The 21,155-nt window shown below is 37.9% G+C and carries 16 protein-coding genes; 6 read left to right on the forward strand and 10 right to left on the reverse strand.

Annotated elements, in window-relative coordinates:
* Nucleotides 1-13: 13 nt before the first annotated feature.
* Nucleotides 14-952 carry a lysophospholipid acyltransferase family protein gene (locus FBT53_RS03685; RefSeq protein WP_255578200.1) on the reverse strand — a complete coding sequence of 313 codons (939 nt, stop codon included), beginning with the start codon at nt 950-952 and terminating at the stop codon, nt 14-16.
* A gap of 11 nt (nt 953-963) precedes the next feature.
* Between FBT53_RS03685 and FBT53_RS03690 the strand changes: the two genes are divergently transcribed.
* Entirely contained in the window at nt 964-1,614 is a 651-nt protein-coding gene (locus tag FBT53_RS03690) for a rhomboid family intramembrane serine protease (protein WP_136949813.1), read from the forward strand.
* Nucleotides 1,615-1,745: 131 nt separating this feature from the next.
* Entirely contained in the window at nt 1,746-3,383 is a 1,638-nt protein-coding gene (locus FBT53_RS03695; protein ID WP_136949814.1) for a hypothetical protein, read from the forward strand.
* Between the two features lie 58 nt (nt 3,384-3,441).
* Here the strand turns inward: FBT53_RS03695 and FBT53_RS03700 are convergent, their stop codons facing one another.
* Together FBT53_RS03700 and FBT53_RS03705 are read right to left on the reverse strand one after the other, a co-directional pair.
* Entirely contained in the window at nt 3,442-4,554 is a 1,113-nt protein-coding gene (locus FBT53_RS03700; RefSeq protein ID WP_136949815.1) for a TlpA disulfide reductase family protein, read from the reverse strand.
* A 95-nt stretch (nt 4,555-4,649) separates the two neighbouring features.
* On the reverse strand, nt 4,650-5,144 hold the full coding sequence (locus FBT53_RS03705) for a hypothetical protein (protein WP_136949816.1): 495 nt from the start codon (nt 5,142-5,144) through the stop codon (nt 4,650-4,652).
* 87 nt (nt 5,145-5,231) lie between these two features.
* Here FBT53_RS03705 and FBT53_RS03710 point away from each other — a divergent pair, with 87 nt between their 5' ends.
* The gene (locus FBT53_RS03710) at nt 5,232-8,135 is read left to right on the forward strand and encodes an FAD-binding and (Fe-S)-binding domain-containing protein (protein WP_136949817.1); all 2,904 of its coding nucleotides are present in this window, start codon (nt 5,232-5,234) and stop codon (nt 8,133-8,135) included.
* On the opposite strand, the gene FBT53_RS03715 is transcribed toward FBT53_RS03710, so the two are convergent.
* Nucleotides 8,094-9,047, reverse strand: coding sequence for a UDP-2,3-diacylglucosamine diphosphatase (locus FBT53_RS03715; RefSeq protein ID WP_136949818.1), 954 nt, complete (start codon nt 9,045-9,047; stop codon nt 8,094-8,096). The two genes, FBT53_RS03710 and FBT53_RS03715, sit on opposite strands and share 42 nt — an antisense overlap.
* Before the next feature lie 188 nt (nt 9,048-9,235).
* Between FBT53_RS03715 and aroC the strand changes: the two genes are divergently transcribed.
* The 3 genes from aroC to FBT53_RS03730 all read left to right on the forward strand — a co-directional run bounded on the left by aroC (nt 9,236) and on the right by FBT53_RS03730 (nt 12,980).
* Nucleotides 9,236-10,300 (forward strand): chorismate synthase, encoded by a 1,065-nt coding sequence (aroC, locus tag FBT53_RS03720; RefSeq protein WP_136949819.1) that lies wholly within the window; start codon nt 9,236-9,238, stop codon nt 10,298-10,300.
* Nucleotides 10,301-10,360: 60 nt separating this feature from the next.
* Entirely contained in the window at nt 10,361-11,686 is a 1,326-nt protein-coding gene (locus FBT53_RS03725; RefSeq protein WP_136949820.1) for a dicarboxylate/amino acid:cation symporter, read from the forward strand.
* Between the two features lie 124 nt (nt 11,687-11,810).
* Entirely contained in the window at nt 11,811-12,980 is a 1,170-nt protein-coding gene (locus FBT53_RS03730) for a flavohemoglobin expression-modulating QEGLA motif protein (RefSeq protein WP_136949821.1), read from the forward strand.
* A gap of 17 nt (nt 12,981-12,997) precedes the next feature.
* Here FBT53_RS03730 and FBT53_RS03735 read toward each other — a convergent pair whose 3' ends face one another.
* The 6 genes from FBT53_RS03735 to FBT53_RS16340 form a co-directional block, all read right to left on the reverse strand.
* Nucleotides 12,998-14,104, reverse strand: a complete 1,107-nt coding sequence (locus FBT53_RS03735; protein WP_136949822.1) for a DUF748 domain-containing protein — start codon at nt 14,102-14,104, stop codon at nt 12,998-13,000.
* Between the two features lie 163 nt (nt 14,105-14,267).
* Nucleotides 14,268-16,295 carry a mucoidy inhibitor MuiA family protein gene (locus tag FBT53_RS03740; protein WP_136949823.1) on the reverse strand — a complete coding sequence of 676 codons (2,028 nt, stop codon included), beginning with the start codon at nt 16,293-16,295 and terminating at the stop codon, nt 14,268-14,270.
* 107 nt (nt 16,296-16,402) lie between these two features.
* Entirely contained in the window at nt 16,403-16,807 is a 405-nt protein-coding gene (locus FBT53_RS03745; protein WP_136949824.1) for a thiol-disulfide oxidoreductase DCC family protein, read from the reverse strand.
* Nucleotides 16,808-16,811: 4 nt separating this feature from the next.
* Complete coding sequence (locus tag FBT53_RS03750) at nt 16,812-18,983, reverse strand: DNA mismatch repair protein MutS (RefSeq protein WP_136949825.1); 2,172 nt, start codon at nt 18,981-18,983, stop codon at nt 16,812-16,814.
* A gap of 66 nt (nt 18,984-19,049) precedes the next feature.
* Nucleotides 19,050-20,081 (reverse strand): DUF1611 domain-containing protein, encoded by a 1,032-nt coding sequence (locus tag FBT53_RS03755; RefSeq protein WP_240729755.1) that lies wholly within the window; start codon nt 20,079-20,081, stop codon nt 19,050-19,052.
* A gap of 25 nt (nt 20,082-20,106) precedes the next feature.
* Nucleotides 20,107-21,144, reverse strand: a complete 1,038-nt coding sequence (locus FBT53_RS16340) for a dipeptide epimerase (RefSeq protein ID WP_136949826.1) — start codon at nt 21,142-21,144, stop codon at nt 20,107-20,109.
* Between the last annotated feature and the right edge of the window lie 11 nt (nt 21,145-21,155).

Below are 21,155 nucleotides of genomic sequence, written 5' to 3' on the forward strand. Positions count from 1 at the left end.
GAGGCTTTTTATTTTAAGATACTTTGGCGTAATGTGCAGGTTGCTTGTTTCTGTGTTTCCACCTCCGGTGCGTCCATAGATAATAGGCTGGCTCTTCTTTAATCTGTTGTTCTGCCAATCTTAAATAGGTATCGGTGATATAGTTTTCTTCGGTTGCTGCACCATTTTCTGCTATGGCTATAAACTCTGCTTTGTAATACCCACGTTTAACCTTGCTCACTTTTAAAAATACTACCGCTAAATCTAATTTTCTAGCCATAGTTTCTGCTCCGTTAAAAATAGGCACTTTTATCCCCATAAAATCTGACCAGTATTGCGCTTTACTCACCATAGGGCTCTGGTCGCTAACCATACCAAAGACCCCAATTACGCCATCTCTTTTATCTTTAACCACTGTTTTTACGGTCTGTTTTTGTGTAATAAGGGTAGTGTTGAACCTAGCCCTTACTTTACGTACAAAGTCGTCAAAATACTTATTGGCAATTGGCTGGTATACAGCGTATCCTTTAGAGTTTACATAATTGTTAATACTCACATTCCACTCCCAATTGGCATAATGCGAGCAAACAACTAGTATGCTTCGTTCTTTTTCTATTCGCTTAATAAGTTCTATGTTCTGTACCGCATACCTTTTTTTAACCTCAGCATTGCTTAAACTCATAGTTTTTATCATTTCTAAAAACATATCACACAGGTGTGCGTAAAACTTCTTCTGGATTTGTTTTAATTCGCTATCCGGTTTATCAGGGAACACTAATTTTAAGTTGCTATAGACTACTTTTTTACGATAGCCAACAATGTGGTAGAGTAAAACAAAAACAAGGTCAGACAACATATAAAGTAACCTAAATGGCAGTTTAGATACCAACCAGATAAAAGGGTAAGCCAGTAAAAAAATCAATAATTGCATGTGGTAAAATCTATCGGCAAATATAGCTATATTTGAATCCAAACCTTATGCTAATGCTTAATTTACACTGGGCTACAATAGCCATAATGGCAGCAAATGTGGTGGTTTCTTTAAGAGGATTTAAAGACAGCTATTTTTTTGACCGTTATAAATTCCAAATAGGAGCTATTAAAACTGGACAAAAGGAGCGTATGTTAACCTCTGGTTTTTTGCATGTAGATATTCCACACCTCTTCTTTAATATGTTTACGCTGTATTTTTTTTCTGATGTAATCATAAACTGGTTGGGATATCCCAAATTCTTTATAGTCTATTTTGTTAGCTTATTGGCGGGCAGTTTGTTAGCCCTATTTTTTCATAGAGATGAACCCTATTATAGTGCTGTCGGTGCAAGTGGCGCTGTAACAGGTGTACTTTATGCAGCCATTTTATTGCAACCAAATATGCGTTTAGGTTTCTTTTTTATTCCTATTCCGCTACCTGCATATGTAATTGGCATAGCGTATTTGCTCTATTCCATTTATGGAATGAAAAGTAGATTGGGCAATATTGGTCATACCGCTCACTTTGGCGGTGCTATTGGTGGGTACGTAACAACCCTGCTTTTTGTTCCAAGTTTAATTTTTTCTGAAACCTTGATGGTTTTCTTACTTGCTGTACCTATCATTATTTTATTTGTGCTAGACAAGATGGGTAAAATTTAGTTCCTTTAAACGATGCTTTTCATCGATTAATCGATAGAAACGCTACACTTTATCGAAAATTCTTACGTGGGTTGAAATATTATATTGAACTTGCACGTTGAATTTTTACCAAATTTTTAAACCTACTTATTATGACACGGAAATTACTATTTCCATTGCTAGCAATGGTCGTGGTGTTAATTTCATGTTCAGATGAAACCACCGTATTTGAAGAGAATGATGACAACTTAGTCGTAGAACAAGACGCGTCGGTTTTAGAAAACAGCCTTAATTTTGAAGATAGCGGAGTTTTGGATTTTTATCCTGACCAATCTGCCTCTAGCAAGTATGCTCGCGAAGGCGAGGAACAAGCTGGGGACTATCCATTGTCTTTAGTGGCACAAATTAATCCCCCTTCGTATTCAGGTGCAGAAAACTTAACTGCATCGCACATTCATTTAGTAAATGATTATGTGTACGTATCCTACAACACTGCAGAAGATGACTATGCAGGAGCTATGGATATTATTTATGTTGGTGATCCTTATCAACCAAGGGTAACCTCTAGATTGTATTATACTAATGCAGACATTAATTCCATTAAATATGAAAATGGATTTGTCTATGCAGCAGGTGGTGTAGATGCAGAGCAATCTGCAACCGCAGATGCTAACTCATTTTTAGCTAAAATACCGGTAGCGAACGGAAGGTTTAATACTGATGCAGGTATATCTTACGCATTCCAAGAAGGATTTAATGCCACAGATGTAGCTTTGACTAATGCAGGTGTTTATGTAACCTCTGGTAAAGATGGCTACATCCGTTTGTATGATAAGTCGAGCCTAGAAATGATAAATGAAGCGGCTTTTCAAGACTTAAGGTCTTTAGCTATAAATAACGATAAAATTGCTGTTCTAGATGCAAGTTATGGTGTTCGAGTGTTGAATTCGGATTTCAGTCAAGCAAGCGATATAGCTATTTCTGGCGATTTTAGAGAGGCAGATAAGCGTACCTTAGATTATTACGGAGAATTGATTGTTGTTGCCGAAGGTCAAGATGGTGCAGGAGTATATAATGCTGCTACGGGTAATTTAGTACAACGTTTGGAGATACCAATCAGTCCTGAAAATGTAGAGCAAGGAGATATTGTGACCAATGCAGCTGCGTTTAATGAGAATATTTTATTAATGGCTAATGGCGGTGCTGGTCTTTGCTTGTCAGAAGACGATAATGGGGTAGACCTTGTAGGTATTATTGCATTAGATGGCAGTATCAACTACGTTGAGACAAAAGATGATTACATATTTGCAGCTTCTGGTAGAGGAGGTTTACAAATTATTAAGATGAATAAACCTTCACAAAGTTTAGAAGAATCTTGTGTAGATACCTCTAGATACTCTGGGAGCTCTAATTTAACTGTTGCTAGTAATCAAAACTTAGGGTATAATGGCTCTAATAGATTTAATAGTATAACCGTTGAAGGTCAATTACTATTGTGTGGTACCTGGGCCGTACGTAATGATGTAAAAGTAGACAAAGAAGCAGCTTTTGACATGCGAGGTACTCTTATTGTAGGTAGAAATAGTGATAGAAAAGACGTAATCGTAGAAGAGAATGCAACCTTACGTATTGAAGGTGATTTTGCTATCTATGGAAATCTAATTTTAAAAAAAGGTGCTAGTTTAGAATTCCTTGGAGATGCTAATAGAGCCTACATCACAGGAACGGTAACACAAGAAGAAGGTACTACAGTAACTGGCGAATTTAATGATATGAATAATAGATTCTAGAGTGTGCTAGATGAGAGTGAGGAAGCCCGCTGGATGTATATCTGGCGGGCTTTTCTTTTTAATTAAGTAGTTCTGCTACTTTAGCCTCTAAAGCTGGTCCTCTTAAATCTTTTGCCACAATAACACCATTCTCGTCTAACAAAAAGGCTGCCGGTATGGCATTAATATTGTAAAGTTGCGCAATTGGGTCCTGAAAACGCTGTAGGTTAGAAACATGATTCCATGTAAGGCTATCTTTTTCAATTGCATCTAGCCAAACTTCTTTTTTTTGATCTAAAGACACTCCCACTACATTAAAACCTTTGTCTTTATATTTATTGTATACGGCTACAATATTGGGGTTTTCCATTCTACATGGCCTACACCATCCTGCCCAAAAGTCAATTAACGTAAGTTTGCCTTTTACCTGATTCAAAGCAATTTCTTCCCCGGTTGGAGTAGGCCCACTGAACATGGGAGCTCTTGCTCCTATTTTAGTGTTTTTGTTTTTTGCTAACATTTCACCAAGACGTTTTCCAGGTCTTGAGTTTTTTATTTCTTCTGTAAAAGCATTGTACAAAGCCTCTATTTCGTCCTCTGGTAAAGCTTTTGTCGCCATGATTTTATCTAAAATTAAAGCGGAAATGAGAGCATTTGGGTTCTCCTTTATATAATCTAACTCCATAGTCTTACCGCGCTCTTGTAATTCCTGATATTCATCACGTAAAGAACCAATAACAACGGTATCTCCCGTGGCATTTGCTTTCTTAAATTCTTCGTTCATGGATTGTGCCATGTTAGATAATTCGCGTTGGCCATTCAAATAATTCATAAACAGTTCGTTTTGTGTTGTACCAGTAATTTCTGCGAATTGTAAACTATCTTTTTGTGCTTTAAAGTTGATGGTTCCATTTTCTAATACAAAAGCAGTATTGGCTCTGGTACCGTCTACAAATAGGTAATGTAGCTGCGGGCTATTAGCATTTCCAGTAAATGTAAATACGCCGTTTTCTACAGTAGCTGTATCCACTTCAATAAGACCACGTCTTAGAGAATCTGTAGTCTTTAAAAATACTTGAGTACCGTCTTTTACATCTCCAGTTAACTCACCATTAATAGTATACCCTTCTGGGGTGGTAGAACAAGCTATAACCAAAAGTCCTAATGTAACAATAGATAGGATTTTTTTCATGTGTGATAATTATTTTGGATAAAGGTACACAAACATGCTAACAAAAAAAGTGCCCCTAAAGGCACTTTTAAAAATTATCGTTTGTGTGTTATTGTTTAGAACTGATATCTGAGTCCTAATGCGATATCAAACAAGAAATCATTATCAAACTCGTTAAAACCAACCAAACCTATCTCTGGCCGTATATCCAAGGAGATTAATAAAGGGATATCAAAATCATATTCCACCCCTAGATTACCAGCAGCAAAAACAAAAAGACCATCATCACGGTCTCTGTCTGGCACACGTTCAAAATCAGAATTTCCTAAACCGCCACCAACGCCGTAATACCAGTTAAAATTGCCATCTAGGTTGTGTACCCATTGGTAAACTCCGGCTAATTTAAAAGCATCATATTCGCGACTATCACGCCAACCAAGGTTAAACTCAGCACGGTTGTATCTTCCAATAGATTTTTGATAAGAGATTTCCGCTCCAAAGCCATCACTATCTCCTAAACGTAGTCCCAAGGTGTGTTCAGAGATGTTTTGAGCGCTTACTAAAGCTGTTACAAAACTGAACAAACCAATTAAAAATGTGGTCATTTTCATAAGTGTCTATTTAAGTTGAATAAATAAAATAGCTTTACATTAGCTATTCTTTTTTAACCGAAGTTTTAGACCAAAAATTGTTCCAAGTTGGATAAAAATATCTTAAAAAAATTCTCAGAATCCTTTATAGGTGATTTTCAATATGATGCATTAGTAAAAACTTTATATGCTACTGACGCATCGGTGTACAGAAAACTGCCAACTGCGGTTGCCTTTCCTAAGAATGACGAGGGTTTAATACAATTGTTACAGTTTGCGAATACACACAAGATTGGCTTAATACCTAGGACAGCAGGTACTTCTTTGGCAGGGCAGTGTGTTGGGGAAGGTATTGTGGTAGATACCTCTAGATATTTTACTCAAATTTTGACTTTAGACGTAGCTAATAAAACAGTTACCGTGCAACCTGGCGTGGTTAGGGACGAGTTAAACATGTACCTTAAACCACATGGACTGCAATTTGGTCCAAATACGTCTACTTCTAACAGGTGCATGATTGGAGGTATGGTTGGGAACAATTCTTCTGGTACTACCTCCATACAATCTGGAGTGACTAGAGATACTATTATTAGTATGAAAACCATTTTGGCAGATGGCACAAGGGCAGAATTTAAAGATATTTCGGCAGAAGAATACGAGCAGAAAACAAAACTAAATACGTTAGAAGGAAAGATTTATGCTGCTCTTAAAACGGAGTTAGGTAATCCGGTTGTCAAAGAAGAAATCCTTAAAGAATTTCCAGAGCCGTCCATCCACAGAAGAAATACGGGATACGCGGTAGACGAACTCTTGTTTAATTCCGTCTTTGGAAAAGAAGATAAACCTTTTAATCTATGTAAACTGCTTTCAGGCAGTGAGGGGACCTTGGCATTTACCACAGAAATCACCTTACAGTTAGAAACTTTGCCACCCGCGCATGCCGCTATGGTTTGCACCCATTACAAAACTTTAGAAGATTGTCTTACAGATGTGGTTCCCGTAATGAAGCACGATTTGTTTTTGTGCGAGATGATGGATAAAACCATATTGGATTGTACTAAAAATAATAGGCAACAACTAGCTAACCGATTTTTTGTAGAGGGCGACCCAGAAGGCTTGTTAATGCTAGAGGTTAGAGCGCATAGTCCAGAGGAATTAGAGCAAAAGATACGTGACCTCGTTACCACGGTAGAAGCGTCTGGATTAAGTTATGCACAACCCGTGTTGTATGGTGCAGATATACAAAAAGCGGTGGAGCTTAGAAAAGCAGGTCTAGGATTGTTGGGGAATATGGTAGGCGATAAAAAGGCTGTAGCGTGTATTGAAGATACTGCAGTAGCTTTAAACGTTTTAAAACCTTTTATTATGGAGTTCAGTGCCATAATGGATAAATACAAACAAAGTGCAGTTTACTATGCTCATGCAGGGGCGGGAGAATTGCATTTAAGACCTATTTTAAATTTAAAAGAAAAGGAAGATGTGGTTTTATTCCGAAAAATAACTACAGATGTAGCCCATCTTACTAAAAAATACAAGGGTAGTTTTAGCGGCGAGCATGGAGATGGTATTGTACGTGCAGAATTTATACCAATCATGATAGGCGAAAAGAATTATGAGTTATTAAAACGCGTAAAAGCCTATTTTGACCCCAATCATATTTTAAATCCAGGAAAAATTGTAGATGCTTATCCTATGGATGCTTCGCTACGTTACGAAGTAGATAGAAAAGAACCAGAGATTAGTACGTTACTAGATTTTTCTGATAGTCAAGGTATTTTAAGAGCCGCAGAAAAATGTAATGGTAGCGGTGATTGCCGAAAAACAGAGTTGAGCAAGGGTGCAATGTGTCCTAGTTACCACGCTACCAAACAAGAGAAAGACACGACTAGGGGTAGAGCCAATGTATTACGGGAGTTTCTTACCAATTCTGACAAGCCTAACCGGTTCAATCACATAGAACTTAAAGAGGTTTTTGATTTATGTCTTAGTTGTAAGGCTTGTTCTAGTGAATGTCCCAGTAATGTAGACGTGGCTACGCTAAAATCAGAGTTTCAATATCAGTATCAAGAAGCAAATGGGTATTCGTTGCGCTCTAAGTTGTTTGCGCATAATACAAAGATAAATGCTTTTAATAGTAAAATGGCCGCATTGGTCAATGCTACGTATAAGTCGCCCATTGGAACGCTTGTTAAAAAACTCTCTGGTGTTGCTGTGGAGCGAGAATTGCCCTCAGTATATAAATTTAATTTTGATGCCTTTTTAGCGCTACAGAAACAAAATCCTGCAGGACAAAAAGTGGTACTATTTATAGACGAGTTTACCAAATACTTGGATGTAACTGTAGGGCAAGACGCCATAGTGTTGCTCACTAAATTAGGATACCAAGTGGAATTGTTTTACGGCGATAGTGGTAGAACTTATTTGTCTAAGGGGTTTTTAAAACAGGCCAAAGAATTGGCAAATAAAAACATTGCCGCTCTTACAGCTTTCACAGACCAAGGCCTAAGTATCGTTGGGATAGAACCATCTTCAATTCTTTCATTTAGAGACGAATACAGTCGTCTTGCGGAAGATAAACTTCAAGCAAAAAAACTAGCAAACCATTCGTTATTAATTGAGGAGTTTTTAGCGGGGGAAATCGCATTAAATCGTATAACAGCTTCATCCTTCACTAAAGAAGCTAAGGAAATTAAAATCCACGGACACTGTCATCAAAAGTCACTTAGCAATCAAAAAGTAACTTTTGATGTGCTTAATTTACCGGAGAACTACAAAGTTGCCATAATACCTTCTGGTTGTTGTGGTATGGCAGGTTCTTTTGGTTATGAGAAAGAGCATTACCAGATTAGCATGAAGGTGGGCGAAACAAAATTATTCCCCGCTGTAAGGAAAACAGGTAGCAGTACCGTTATAGCGGCAAACGGAACCAGTTGCAGACATCAAATTAAAGATGGAACGGGTAGGCATGCTTTACACCCCGTCACCATCTTGCGTAGCGCTTTGACTGTCTAAAAGAGCATCTTTTTTAAATTCTTTTTCGGAAATTTCTTCTGGATAATCTTCTGAAAATTCTTTATCTAGACTGTTGTATTTTGGCGTGTCTTTAGCATCCGTAATAGAAGCTATAAGCTCATTAATATCCATTTCTTTTAAGTCTTCATCTACAAAGAAAGGAGATAGCTTGTCATGATTGTAATGATATATACGCCATCTTTTAAAAGAATATTCTAAGGCGGTTAAGTTTTCTACCCAATCGCCAGAATTTAGATAGGTTGTACTGCCTTGTTTGTTCTCAAAAACTTCTTTTTTAGGCTGATGAATATGACCACAAATTACATAATCATAGTTATTCTCAATAGCTAACTCTGCTGCTGTACGTTCAAAATCATTGATATACTTTACGGCACCCTTAACGCTATTTTTTATACGTTTAGAAAGCGAGTATTTCTTTTTACCCATTTTAACTCTACACCAGTTGATGAAACTGTTAATGAGGATAAGCATATCATAACCGTAACCACCAAGCTTAGCTAGCCATTTGGCACGTTGAATGGAGATGTCAAAAACATCTCCATGAAAAATCCAAGCTTTTTTACCATCGAGGTTTAAAACTAATTTATTGACAATATGAAAGTTACCCATGGATGTAGGGCAAAATTTACGTAGCATTTCGTCATGATTACCTGTAATATAATACACCTCTGTGCCTTTAGAAGCCATGCCAATTACTTTCTTGAGAACTTTAAGGTGTGCCGGTGGAAAATAACGCTTGCTAAATTGCCAAATATCTATAATATCTCCATTTAAAATGAGCTTTTTGGGCTTAATGCTATTTAGATACGCAATCAATTCATCTGCATGGCATCCATAGGTTCCTAAATGTACATCAGAAATTACCGCTAATTCAATTTTACGCTTTTTCAATACAAAACACTTTGATTACAAAGTAAATAGCCATGTATGAGCTTACAATAAAATTGTAATCAAATGATTATAAGCTAATCGTTAAGTTTATATCACCTGTTTTTAAGTAATGTTGCTAAATGTTTAAGTGCAATTCGGTTTTTTTAAAAGAGCGATAAAAATTACCTTTACGGCTTAATTTTTAGACAATGGCCAGAAATTCTTTTGGAACCTTATTTAGAATTACAACATTTGGAGAATCCCATGGTAGAGCCCTTGGTGGAATTATAGATGGGTGCCCTGCTGGTATTGAATTAGACGAAAAGGCTATTCAAGAGGAATTAAACCGAAGAAAACCCGGGCAATCTGCAATTGTAACGCAGCGCAAGGAACCAGATACGGTAGAAATATATTCTGGTGTCTTCGAAGGTAAAACTACTGGTACACCCATTGGTTTTGCTATCCATAACACCAATCAAAAGTCTAAAGATTACTCCCACATTAAAGACTCATACCGCCCTAGTCATGCAGATTATGTGTACGACCATAAATATGGTTTTAGAGATTATCGTGGTGGCGGGCGTTCTTCGGCTAGGGAAACAGCGAGCAGAGTTGTTGCAGGTGCTGTTGCCAAGCAATTTTTAAAGGATATAAAAATAACTGCTTACGTTAGTCAGGTTGGGGGTTTAAAATTGGAAACACCTTATCAGCAATTAGATTTCTCTGAAATAGAGAAAAATCCAGTTCGTTGTCCAGACCCTACAATGGCAAGCCAAATGGAAGAATACATCAAATCCATTAAAAAAGATGGGGATACCATTGGAGGTGTAATTACTTGTGTGATTCAAAACGTACCAATTGGACTTGGGGAGCCTGTTTTTGATAAACTCCATGCAGAATTGGGTAAAGCCATGCTATCCATAAATGCGGTAAAGGGCTTTGAATATGGCAGCGGTTTTGAAGGGGTAACCCAAAAAGGAAGCGAACATAACGACCAGTATAATACTGATGGTACCACTAAAACCAACAAAAGTGGTGGTATACAAGGTGGTATTAGTAATGGTATGGATATTTACTTTTCTGTAGCGTTTAAACCCGTTGCCACGGTGCTTCAAGGGTACGATACTATAGACAAAGAGGGGAACAAGGTTGCTACCCAAGGCAAAGGAAGGCATGATCCATGTGTAGTGCCTAGGGCGGTGCCCATTGTAGAAGCAATGGCGGCATTGGTATTGGCAGATTACACTTTGTTGGCCAAAGGCAATAAAATCTAAACCGCATTATTTGGGGCATTTTGGGCAAATTGGTATCTTCCAAGCCAAAACCAACTTTATATGCGTAAACTGGAACTTCACTGGCAGATTCTTATAGGAATGTTGCTGGGTATTGTTTTTGGATTTGTAATGACCAAAGTTCCCGCGGGAAAAGACATTGTGTCTGACTGGATACAGCCTTTAGGGGCAATTTTTGTAAAGCTACTCAAGCTCATCGCTATTCCGCTTATTATCGCCTCTTTGGTAAAGGGGATTTCTGATTTAAAAGATATTTCTAAGTTTAGAAATATTGGTTTAAGAACAATTGGTATTTATATTTTAACTACGGTTGTTGCCATTACCATTGGTTTGGTGTTGGTGAACATGCTGAATCCAGGTGCCGGTATTTCTGAAGAAACGGTTGCTAAACTAACCGAAAACTATGCCAATGATGCTGGGGTTACCTCTAAATTAGAGGAGGCTTCTAGGCAAAAAGATAGCGGACCGTTGCAGTTTTTGGTAGATATGGTGCCAGATAACGCAATTAATGCCTTGGGGAATAATAGTGCTATGCTTCAAGTTATTTTCTTTACTATTTTTCTTGGAATTTCTATGTTATTGATTGGTGAGGAAAAAGCGAGGCCTTTAAAAGACTTTTTTGATTCTTTAAATGATGTAGTCTTAAAAATGGTAGACTTGATCATGTTAACGGCGCCTTATGCCGTGTTTTCACTTTTGGCCGCTGTTGTGGTTTCGTCTAGTGATCCAGATTTGTTATTGGCACTTTTAAAATATGCCGGTGTAGTTGTGGGTGGCTTGTTTTTAATGATTGTATTTTATGCTATTTTGGTGGGAACCATCACTAAAAAAAATCCTTTCTGGTTTTTACAGCAAATGAGTCCGGCTCAATTACTTGCTTTTTCTACCAGTTCTAGTGCCGCAACCTTACCAGTTACTATGGAAAGGGTAGAGGAGCATATTGGAGTAGATAAAGAGGTGTCTAGTTTTGTTTTGCCGGTTGGTGCTACCATAAATATGGATGGTACCAGTTTATACCAAGGTGTAGCAGCTGTTTTTATAGCTCAGGCATTAGGGTTTGAGTTGACTTTGGCCAATCAATTAACTATTGTGCTAACGGCCTTACTAGCCTCCATTGGTTCAGCAGCAGTTCCTGGGGCGGGCATGGTAATGTTGGTAATTGTTCTTGAAGCTATTGAGTTTCCTTCAGATAAACTAGCAATTGGTTTGGCCTTAATATTTGCTGTAGATAGGCCTTTAGATATGTGTAGAACGGTTGTTAACGTTACAGGAGATGCAACTGTTTCTATGCTAGTTGCTAAATCTGTTGGTAAACTTGGAGAGCCCGATGTAAAAGAATGGGACGATAATTATGAGGACGTAAAATAAGAGTTTAGTTCTAGATAAGATGATTAATATCAGTAGGACCAAGGTTTTGCTGATATTTTTTTTACCTAATGTTTTTTAGAGAGAAAGACTTTATACATTTGGCGATTAATAAAGCATACTTAAGATGAGTTCAGCAGAATTACAGGCGTTACGCAACGACTATCCCAATTTATTCGATATAGACTCCAATTTAGACCGATTGGTACGAAAAATTGAGTTATTGAGCTATGTAAATCCTGCTAACATAGAAAAAGAGAAGCAACGCTTTTTTAGTTCAAAATATACCGAAGAGCCACAATTTAAGTATCCTAAGTTAAAATTCGATGCCTACAAGTTGCAACGCTTGTTCTTTTCACAACGTTTAGAACGTATTAAGGACGAAGAAATTCAGAAAATGTACCGAGATATTGTGTATTACTATGCCAATATGATACAGTGTATAGAAACAATAGGGAAAGGGCAATCTTTCTATTACAACTCGCTACGCTTGTATGGTACCCCTAGGGAAAGAGATGTTCAAAACGCACGATATATTTTACACTTTCAGGATGAAGCGCCGCGAGAAGACATGATTTCTAGCTATTCTGCCTTGGAGGCAAAGGCTTATTTTGAAGCGTTCATGTCTCAATACCAGTTTCCCTTGCATATCAAATTCAGTAATCAGATTGCTGCAGAGGCCATGGTACGGAATCGGGATAAAAGTTTACTGCTAAAGAGAAATGCAAAGTTCAGTAAGAACAGAATGGAAACCTTGGCCAACCATGAAATTGGCGTGCATTTGGTTACTACTTTTAATGGCAACGATCAACCGTTGCGCATTTTTGCCAACGGTTTACCAAAAAATGTAGAAACACAGGAGGGGATGGCGGTTTTGAGTGAATATATGAGTGGAGCTCTTACTTTAGAGCGATTAAAAACACTGGCTTATAGAGTTTTAGCTAGTGATAGTTTAATTAAAGGTTACAGTTTTGCAGATACCTTTGATTTGATACATGGGCAATATAAATTGGACAGGGAAGCTGCGTTTAACATTACACTGCGGGCACACCGTGGAGGTGGGTTTACCAAAGACCGATTGTATTTAAGTGGATTAAGTAAAATGTACAAACGGTATAAAAAGCAGCAAAGTTTTGATGTATTTTTAACCGGAAAAGTAGCACAAGAGTTCGAGGACAAAATAGTTTACTTGCAAAAATTAGGCTTAGCAAAATCAATAACGCATCAAAGCCATTCTTTTGATGCCAACAGAAATACAAATACCACCTTAGACTTTATCCTAAATAATTTAAAATAAGCCGTTTTAAACTTCCCTTATTTGTTTTCGTCGTCTACGGCTTCCTCGGCGTCTTTGAAATCAATATCATCGTCTAAAACGCCTTTATAAGCCTTTATCCAAGCATTTTTAAAAATATTGGTTACCGTAGGCCATATTTTAGCCCCTGCATTATTTAAATTGCCCTCTATAGGAACTTTGGTGGCAAGCGTATTATGTTTTTGATTTTTAAATAAAAATTTAAAAAACCCTACAAATCCTTCCCATAGGCTATTAAGAAAACCATCTTCTTTACCCAGTAACTTGGCATTGGTTAAAATTGGTTTTATACTTCCTTTTAAATAGCCGTCTGCTATGGCTATTTCGCCAAAAACCTCGAAGGTACCTTTGTTAAAATCAATGCCAGCGTAGTGGTTGGTGAAATCATTGAGTGCAGTGGCATTGGCGTTGGTGAGTTCAAAAGCAATATCCATATCCGGTATTTGCTTCACAAGATTTAGACGCCCGTCTAGTTCTAAATTACCATCGCCAATAGATGTGGCGGTGGCATGGACCTCGGAAGGCAGGTTTCGTTCTTTTTGAACCACATTACGCAAGTTGTAGGCAACTAAATCAATGTTTTTTAAATGTAAATCTATATTCGGGTCGGCCTGTAACTCAATAAATGCCGCAGTTCCATCTACGAGTTGCAAACGGTTTATATCAATCGGTACAATATCTGTAAGTGCTTTGGTCCAATCCTCTACTTCGGGGTCAACTCCTTTAGCTTGTTGGTCTTCAAATACATAGATAAACTCGGGCTGGTAGAGTGTAAGTTCGCTCACCACTTCCCCATTAAACAAGGCATTCCATTCTATGGAGATATCGGATTTTTTGATGGAAAGAAAAGGAACTTGTGATGTAGCGGCTACTTTGTTCAACTTTAAATCGTGTATTACGTAGGCGCCACGGTAAAGCGCAATATCTATAGCTGCTACATGCCCATGATAACCGGGAATCTCAGACAGCACCTTATTTACGTAGTCTTTAACAATGTAGGGTAGTGCCAATCTAAAAGCTAAAAGAACAAGGATAATCGTTAACGGTATCCAAGTTCTTTTTCTTTTAAACCAACTCTTTTTATTCTTTTTTTTAGTCGAATTCATATTGCAAGTAAGGCCAATTATCTTGCTAAGTTTAATCCAATCACACTAAAAACGAACTCAATTGAATTGCTTATTTTTTAATTTAAGTGATGATGTTTATTAATTTGAAATACAATATGTTATTTATTTTGTTTAACGTGTTAAAATTGCGCATTTTATGGATTTATAGCGATATGAATTTCCCTTTTGGATACTTAATCCTAAAACTAAATTCGTTGGTTGTGGTGGCTTTGGCCTCTATGGAATTGTTCCAGCTTAAAATTCCCTTTTTAGCATCGTATGATGCATCCCCGGTAACTATATCATCTACCTTAATATCTCTATTCTCAGATAGGGGAATACGGTCCATTACTTTTAGATTGATGGGTATATTTTTGTTGTTTTTTATAGTGATTCTATATGTTCTATCTACCAATCTGGTTCCGCCAGAAAAGGATTTGGATTTAAAGTTGCGTTCTTGATTACGTTCTATTTGAATGTTGTGGTCTATCCCTAATGAAACCGTCATTTCTTTTTTGGTTAGGTAGGGGTCTATCACTGTTTTCCCTTCGTATCGACCATCAAAATAGATGTGAGCTTCTCCAGGTAAAAGATTAAATTGTTCCCAATCTGTAAAAGAAGCCGTTAAAAATACATTGGTATCAATTACAGGAATCGCCAAATACTGATAGGTAGCTTTTAACTGGTAAAGGTTGATGTCTACTGAGGTTATTTCCATTTTACTTTTAATCGTATACGATTTTGGAATGCGGAAAACGGTATTTTTTCCATCGGTTTGGGTACTACTTTTATGCGTGTTGATGATGATAACACCGTCTGCGGCTCTAGAGCCATACAAATCGATAGCATTTTCATTTCTTAAGGTTTCTATAGAAGCAATTTCACTGGCATCTAAATCTCCTTCGGTAAAGCCTTCTACCGGAATTCCGTCAATAATATACAAAGGTTCGGGCGTTTGTATTTTTTGTGGCATGGAGCTGGCTCCTCTTATTTGTACGCCGGATGCCCTGCCAGCAAGGCCATAACCCGTAACTACAACTTCTTCTAGAGCCTGTGCATCTTCTTCTAGTTGCAAATTCATGATAGAGGAATAGATGGGTAGGTCAACAGGCTTAAATCCAATGTAGGAAAAGGATAAGCTACGTCCATTAGGGATATCTAAGGTGTAGTTCCCATCAAAATCAGTTTGGGTACCTTGGTTAGTGCCTTCTATTACTATAGCTACTCCTGGTAGCGGTTCTCCTTCTGGGTCTGTAATAGTGCCAAATACTCGTTTTACCATAGGATTGTAGCTGTAGCCGTTTTTTCTAGTGGTAGAATTATACTTTTTGGTATAAGAACTAGAAAAGTTTAAATATTTGGTTTCCAATTTTGGTTTACTAATGTTGCTACTGGGTTTATTGGTAGCTAAAGTTATTTCTACATTCTCCCAATCTTCCGCGGTATTTTGGTATACATGTGCTTTGTATATCAATTGTAAGGGTTTATCTATACCTGTAGAGCGAATGTCATAAGTGGGTACCCAACCAGCTTTTTCTACCTGATAAGAAATACTAAGATCGGTAGTTAACGTAATAGGCGAGTCTAGTATAAGTTTAATTTCGCCTACTGCTTTTTTAGGACTTCCTTGTGATTTAACCAGCTCACTAGTATACAGTTGAATGCTGTCTTTTAATTTATTTGTTTTAATAGAATTCGAATAGATTTCATTATAAATTGCCTGCGTTCTTTCCCGGTAATAGGCGCTTATTTCTTTTAAACGATTAAGGTCTAAATTCTCATTGTCACCAGATATACGTCTGTTCAATTCAATCATTTTTACTTCTTCTTGTAAACCTTGACTTGCGTTTTCTAGATAAGCTTGCTCCTGTTTAAATTGTTCAAGTTTATTGGAAAGTGAAGCTATTTGTGGACTTTTTGTTGCTGCATCCAAATAATTGATTTCGTATTTCATACTTCGTATAGCTGCTTGTTTAAGACCAGCAATTTGTAAGGTGTTTTCATCCAAATCCGCGGATACGCCTTTAATGCTAATCGCATTAGCCCCTTTTTTTAGGGTACATTGAACGTTACGGTGTACTTGGGCACCACTCAGGTAAATGGTTATGGATTCAATATTTGATTGTAATTCGTGCTCTTGAGAAAATAGAACAATTGGTATAAAAAATAGAAATAAGCATAGTTTTTTCATGATTGGTAATTTAAAAGTTGCTTAAACCTAATGGTAGTAAGTGACTTTTAAAACCAAAAATGAGTCATGTGGTGGTTAAGCGTGAGGGAAAACTGGGTTTGGATGAGTTAATCTAAAAATCGGGATTGTAACTCAGGTGTTGGAATCATACAAGCATCCTTTTTACCAAACCATTTATATCTATTCTTAGCGATAAAATCGTATACGATATCTCTAAAACCTTCCGGAAGTACTGTAAATAGGCGAGTTAGGTTCCAAATACCTCCAAAAGATTTCATAATCTGCAAAGCAGCTGTAGATTTGCTGTAATAGGCAATGCCCGGCTCTATTAAGATGATGGAATCTAGTAATTCGGTATCTATTCCGCGCTCTTTTGTTAGCCGTTTGCCAATTTCACTTTGAAGCGAAGCGAATTTAAATACAGAACGTTTATCCCGTTTGATGATAAATTGCACCGCACCATTGCATAAGTTGCAGACGCCATCAAAAAGAATAATTTTTTTTGCTTCCATCTGCTTATTTTTTTCGTTCTACCAACTCCAATTGGTCTACACTTACATTGGTGGTAAATAGGCCGTAATTTACCACGGCTTTGCCTTTTTCTAAAGTATCTATGGTGCCCACGGCTTTGCCATCTTGCATACGCACGCGGTCTCCTAGTTTTAGGATTGCTTTTGGTTTGGCTTTTTCTTGCTTAACCGCTTTTGCTTTTAGTTCTTTTTTCTCTTCACGAACCTTCACAATTTTTTGCTCTAGTTCCTTAGCGGTTTGTTTTTTAATTGCCTTTTTTGCTTTAGCCTCTTTTGCGGTCGCTTTTTTACGCTTGCTATTTTCTGTTTCCACTATACGGAGCATTTCAGATATGAGCGCACGTTTCTTTTTATCATGAAAATAACGCTCGGCAGCATCGTTGAGCTTGTTACCTAGATAAATCATACGCTGATTATGATCGTACAATTCTTGGTAGTTTTCTAGCTTATTCTTGATTTTTGCATTCAGTTTTTCAAGTCGTTCTGCTTCTTCCTTGGCTTTGGCTTCTTTATCCTGTAAACGGGATTCCGTTTTAGACATTTTAGAACGCTCTTTCTGGAGTTTGGAAATGGTGGCGTCAAAGCGCACCTTGCCCCGGTCAATTTTCTTTTTCGCTTTATTAATTAGACTGTATGGAATACCATTTTTTTGGGCTACCTCAAACGTAAAGGAGCTCCCCGCTTCGCCCATAATCAATTTAAAGGTGGGTTCTAAGGTTTTATTGTCAAATTGCATATTGGCATTGGTCATATGCGGTAATTCGTTAGCCAATAGTTTTAAATTAGCGTAATGGGTTGTAATAACCCCGAATGCCTCTCTTTCATAAAACACCTCTAAAAACGATTCTGCCAAAGCACCACCTAGTTCTGGGTCCGACCCTGTTCCAAACTCATCAATCAGAAAAAGAGTTTGTGAGTTGCATCGCTTTAAAAATTGATTCATGTTCTTTAAGCGATAGCTATAGGTACTTAAATGATTTTCAATGGATTGGTTATCACCGATATCTGTTAGGACTTTATCAAACAAACACATGCTACTGCGCTCGTGTACCGGAACCATAAATCCAGATTGTAGCATAAGTTGTAGCAAACCAATAGTTTTAAGGGTAATACTTTTACCGCCGGCGTTAGGTCCAGAAATTACAATGATTCTATTGTCTTGACTTAAAGATATGGTTTGCGGCCATGTCTTTTCTTGTTTGTTTTTATTGTTAAGGTAGAGTAGTGGGTGGTAGGCGTCCCTTAAATATAGTGTTCGTTCTTCATTAATGATGGGTAAAATACCATTCATCTCATTAGCATACTTCGCTTTAGCTGCAGTTAAATCAATTTCGGTTAAAAAATACTGATAGGTTTTTATTAAAACTGCCTCGGGTCTAATGGTGTTGGTTAAAACCAAAAGTATACGTCTAATTTCTTCTTTTTCTTCGTATTCTAAATTGCTAAGTTCTGTACTGTATTGGAGTGTGGCTTCTGGAACAATGTAAACGATACTTCCTGTTTTAGAATTTCCCATTACCGTACCCCTTACCTTTCTTCGGTACATGGCTTTTACGGCTAAAACCCTTCTGTTTTCTACAATGGATTCTTTTATTTCATCCAAATAATCCATGCCTTGGTAGCGACTTAAAGCAGTACCAAAACTCGAATTTATTTTTCCGCGAACCACATTCATATCCATTCGGATTCGCTTAAGCTCTACAGAAGCGTTGTCTTTTATCTCTCCAAAACGGTCTACAACATCATTAATAGCGTTTGGTATAAACGTATTTTCTTCTATCTGGTCAATACCCGCAAATAGCAAAGGGTAGTATTCTTTAAATTTTTTAAAGAACTTCTTGTGTAAGCTTATGGTGGTACATAAGTGCGCAATTTTCCTAAAACTAGGCACCTCTAGAACCGTATTTTCTATAGCTAACAATTGCAATTCTTTATCTACCGCATCAAATCCGTGGTTGGGAATTCGATTTTCGTTGGTAAAAGAAGCTACGTATTCTGATGTTTTCCCTAGAGTAGCCAATAGGTGGTCTTTGTCTGCTATTGGTACAACCGTTAACGCGGCTGCTTTGCCTTTTTCAGTAGTGCAACGTGCCGCTAGTTGCTGCAGAACGGTTGGGAATTCTAGGTCTTGTAATGTTTTTGTTTGTACGCCTTGCATATTCTTTTTCTAGCGCAGCAAAGATAGCGTATTTGCATCAGTTGCTTTGCTAGCTACCGGTTTGGTTCATGCCAATAAAGCTTCTACTAAAGGTTCGGCACCATACCTAACGGTATCTGTTGTGGGTAATTTGGTTAGAATAGTAGTATCCTTAATTTTTTGTTGTGCTTCTTCTTCTGTTAATCCAACCGTATTTAATGCAATACCGATTGTTTTTGTTTCTTGTAGCGTACCACAAACATGGGCAACAGCTTCATTTAACTGTACAAATTGGTCTAAAGGAGGAATAGCGATGTGTTCTACTGGTGGCCTTAAATGGGTATGAGCAGCCTTATGACACAAAATTAAATGTGTAGTTTGCGAACCGCGCATTAGGGGTAAAGTAGCCGTGCTACCAGGGTGTGCTAAGGAACCTTGCCCCTCTATTATGATGATTTCTTTATCCGATTGCTCTAATACTGCCTCCTCTACAGCGCCTGCCGCTTGGTCTACTTTTATTGCATCTAATGGAATACCATTACCCATCAATGTGATTCCTATTTGCCCTGTAGGTACAAAGCCTACCTTTATCCCTTTGTCTAATAAAGCGGCATAAAGTTCTAATCCTGCAGTCATTTTGCCAGCAGCCATATCGGTGCCGACCATGAGCACCCGCTTTGCTTTTAATTTTGACGCCTTGCCAGAGGCGATAGGATAATGAGCTTTTGGTTTACGAACATCCCAGATAGTGTTTGTGGTCAAGAGATTGCCAAAACGCGCATTCAAGTCATCATGAAGCCCATTGATAAGGTGTAGACCACTTTGTAAAGCTTCTGCTATTGGAGCATCCCATTTATCCGGAAATTTACCACCGCTAGGGGCTATACCAAGTACCATAATTTCTGGCTGGTAAGTTAACGCTTCTTTTACCGTAGCTACTACTGGGATATCATAGGGTAGGTCTACGCTTTCTTTAACCGATTTGCCAGCAAAATTTGAATCGATTATGCATACTATAGGGTGTTTAGAAAAACGCATGAGGCCGTAGCCCATTTTACCAGCATCTTTGTCTAAAGCACCTTCCATAAAGATGCATAAAGGTTGATTGGTAGTAAACATTTTCAAATAAATTTTAGGGTTAAGTTTAACTTTTAAATTGTCCCCCGTGGCCCGGAAGGGATAAAGGCATTATAATTTGATTTACCAAAGGAGCCCCCGAGCAAGGGTCTGGATTTAAATTTAAATGTGAGTCAAGGTCTATATGGTCTAACATGCCAGATACCGCTGCACCGGCAGCGATAGATACAGAACTTTCTCCCATACAACCTATCATGGTTTTTAATCCGAAGGCATAGGCAGTATGGATAATTCGCAGCGCACCTGTAATGCCTCCGCATTTCATTAATTTCATATTAACGCCATCTACAGTATGCGCCCATTTAGGAATGGAGCTCGCAAAGCGACAAGATTCATCCAAAAAGATGGGTAGGGGGCGGTTTTTATAAAGATAAGGCAATTCAGATTCTAGCCCTTCTTGTAACGGTTGTTCTACGTATTCACAGTGGCGCTCTGCCAACCATTGCATCATATGTTTTGCATCCTTGGGAGACCAACCACCGTTGGCATCTACTCTAATACTTATGGGGTATGCTTTATTGTAGTAAAGAACCTCTGTGTACATAGCCTTGTCAGCTTCTATACCTTCAGGATTACCTAATTTTACTTTAAGTGTACGTATGCCATCTTGCTCTAAAATAATGGGTAAACGTTCCTTAGCTTCTTCCGGAGTCATAATCCCTAACGTAATGGAGGTGGCTACCTTTGGTTTTGCAATCCCTAATAATTGATATAGCGGCAAACCTGCTTTTTTTGCCTTTAAATCCCATAATGCCATGTCTAAAGCTGCTAATGCACATGGGGCTATGTTTTCTGCCAAAGCCTGGTCGTACACATTGTAAATAGCATCTGGGTTAAAAGATTGTTGTACAAATTTTTCTAATTGTAATTGTGCTTCTTCTGCGGTAGCTGCGCCTTCTGATATCCCTGGAGAAGTTTCGCCCAAGCCTACAAAACCATCATCTTCTACTTCTACGTAGAGATTATATTGTCCGTCTCGCACGCCTCTACTTATCCTAAGTGGAAATCTCTTTTTTAGGTAAACAATTTTGAATCGTACTTCCATCATTTGTAGTT

This window comes from Flavobacterium sp. ASW18X (genome assembly GCF_005144745.1).
Classification (GTDB): Bacteria; Bacteroidota; Bacteroidia; order Flavobacteriales; family Flavobacteriaceae; genus Croceivirga.